At 66.7% G+C, this 2553-nt stretch carries 1 protein-coding gene and 1 pseudogene; both read left to right on the forward strand.

The genetic code is table 11. The features are described from left to right. Positions 1–214: 214 nt before the first annotated feature. Positions 215–1270, forward strand: a complete 1056-nt coding sequence (locus tag ACFORG_RS20455) for a hypothetical protein (protein WP_386737427.1) — start codon at positions 215–217, stop codon at positions 1268–1270. 167 nt (positions 1271–1437) lie between these two features. Continuing rightward, a pseudogene (locus ACFORG_RS20460) lies at positions 1438–2553 on the forward strand (site-specific DNA-methyltransferase); the annotation flags it as partial.

A 2553-nucleotide genomic window follows, 5' to 3' on the forward strand; every position in this document is an offset into this window, starting at 1 on the left:
ACCGACAGGAACTAAGGAAGCCTTCAACTGGCAATGAAGCCAGGAGAGGACACGCCCACAGCTAAGTCACAAGGGCGATGCTGTCACAGAAGTTTCGACGCTTTGACCAGAATGATACTCGTGCCTGATTGATGTCGGCGCCACCACTTGGGACCATCCGGGTCAGTCCCTGCGGGTGCGCGATGCCGGGTCGGATGGCCGGCAGGTGATCGAGATGCGCCGGGTAAAGCGCCTGCATGACAGTCTCCGCGGAAAGCCCGTGCTGCATCTCGACGTGACGCTGAGACCGGAGCTGGCGGGATGCATCCTTCCGCCGATGCCGGTCGAGCATGTCGATGTCGCCACGCCGCACATGCATGTCCGGCACGTCGCGGGCAGCTTCGGCAAGTCGATGCTCTGCCCGGGCTCCGACCTCTTGCCCGCCGAGGCGCAGCGCCGGGCCAACCGTCTGCAGGAATGCGTCGATTACGTTGCCTGGCACGCGCGCCGGGTCTTTCCGGCGGAGGTCCTCATCGTGACCGACCAGGCGATCGAGGACGCCTTTGCCGCCATTCCCAACGTGGTCACGGCCCATTTCAACGCGGTCGCGGGGCTCGACATCTACAGGGACGTGGCCATGCTCATCAGCATCGGTCGGCCCTTGCCCCCGAGCCAGGAGGCCGAGGCGCTGGCGCAGGTCCTGTTCGGGAATGTCGCGTCATCGGTCTACGTGACCGACCAGGTGGGCGTCCACATGCGCGCAGGTCCTCCCCGCGGTCTCGCGGTTGTACGCCATGATGACGAGACGGCGGAAATCCTGCGTGCGGCGATCTGCGATGACGAACTCGTGCAGGTGATCGGCCGGGGCCGTGGCGTGAACCGGTCAGGGGACCATCCACTGGAGGTGCATGTGCTCGCCGATGTCGCGCTGCCGCTCGACTATGACCGGCTGACGACCCGGGAACTGGAGCAGCCGGATGTGCTCCAGAAGATGTTGCTTCGTGGGATTGCGACCGACAGTCCGGGGGATGCGGCGGTCTTGCATCCCGATCTCTTCCGGAACGAAAAACAATCGCAGAAGGAGTTCGAGCGATCGGGATTTAAGCGACAAAACCCTATGAAGGGTTCTTATAGGGAGATGTCGCTTAAATCGGCTGCCTACAGACGACCCGGGCGCGGGCGGTCCTGGCAATCTGCATACTGGCTGTCGGGCACGGCCGAGGATGCGAGAGGACAGCTGGAAAGCGGATTGGGCGATGACGTCGAGTGGCGGTCTGACGCCTGGTCTTGAGCGCTAAGCCATGAGTGTCCGGCGCTGGTCCGTTGCGTCGGCTTCCGTCCGCCTTGGCGGCTCCTGTCGCTCATTGTCGGAAACTGTCATGATTACATGGGGTTATGCCTCGTGGTATACTCTCCGCAGTGCAGATAGACAGGCGCGATCAAAGGAGCGGCGGGTGCATGGCGGCGAAGGTGGACAGGCGTGCGGTGGCGATCCGGCAGGTGCCGGTAGAGGCGCTGATCCCCTACGCGCGGAATGCGCGGACGCATTCGGAGGCGCAGGTGGCGCTGATCGCGGGCTCGATCCGGGAGTTCGGTTTCAACAACCCGGTGCTGGTCGATGGGGCGAACGGCATCATCGCGGGTCATGGCCGGGTGGAGGCGGCGCGCCGGCTGGGGATGGCGGAGGTGCCGGTGATCGAGCTGGCGCATCTGACCGAGGCGCAGAAGCGGGCCTATATCCTCGCCGACAACAGGCTGGCCGAGCAGGCCGGGTGGGACCGGGAGCTGCTGGCGCTGGAGCTGGGCGATCTCGCGGATCTGGGCGTCGATCTCGGGGAGCTGGGCTTCGAGGGGGCGGAGCTCGATGCGCTCCTCGCGCATGGCGCGGCCGACCCGCGGGAAGAGGCGACGCCCGAGCCGCCCGAGACTCCCGTTTCCCGCCCGGGCGACCTGTAGTGCCTCGGCCCGCACCGGCTGCTCTGCGGCGATGCCACGCAGGCGGCGGATGTGACGCGCCTGCTTGGCGGCGTGGCCCCGCACCTGATGGTCACGGACCCGCCCTATGGGGTGCGCTACGACCCGGCCTGGCGTAACGAGACCGGGGCGGCGAAGACGAGGCGCGTGGGAAAGGTCGCCAATGACGACCGCGCCGACTGGCGGGAGGCCTGGGCGCTCTTTCCGGGCGATGTCGCCTATGTCTGGCACGGGGCGCTGCACGCGGGCACCGTGGCCGAGAGCCTCGAGGCCTGCGGCTTTACCATCCGCAGCCAGATCATCTGGGCCAAGGAGCGGCTGGTGCTGTCGCGGGGCCATTATCACTGGCAGCACGAGCCGGCCTGGTATTGCGTGCGCGGCACGGGCCATTGGTCGGGCGACCGCACGCAGTCGACGCTGTGGCAGATCCCCAGCCGCGACCAGGATGCGCAGACCATCCACGGCACGCAGAAGCCGGTGGAGTGCATGCGGCGCCCGATGCTGAACAACGCGAGCCCGGGACAGGTCGTTTACGAGCCGTTCTGCGGATCGGGCACCACGCTGATCGCGGCCGAGACCTGCGGGCGGGTCTGCCACGCG

Origin of the sequence: Lutimaribacter marinistellae (assembly GCF_042648365.1) — a bacterium.
GTDB lineage: Bacteria > Pseudomonadota > Alphaproteobacteria > Rhodobacterales > Rhodobacteraceae > Lutimaribacter_A > Lutimaribacter_A marinistellae.

Excerpts from the sequence above, each read along its gene's own strand:
- ACFORG_RS20455 (WP_386737427.1), top strand. The coding sequence starts at position 215 with ATGCGCCGGGTAAAGCGCCTGCATGACAGTCTCCGCGGAAAGCCCGTG.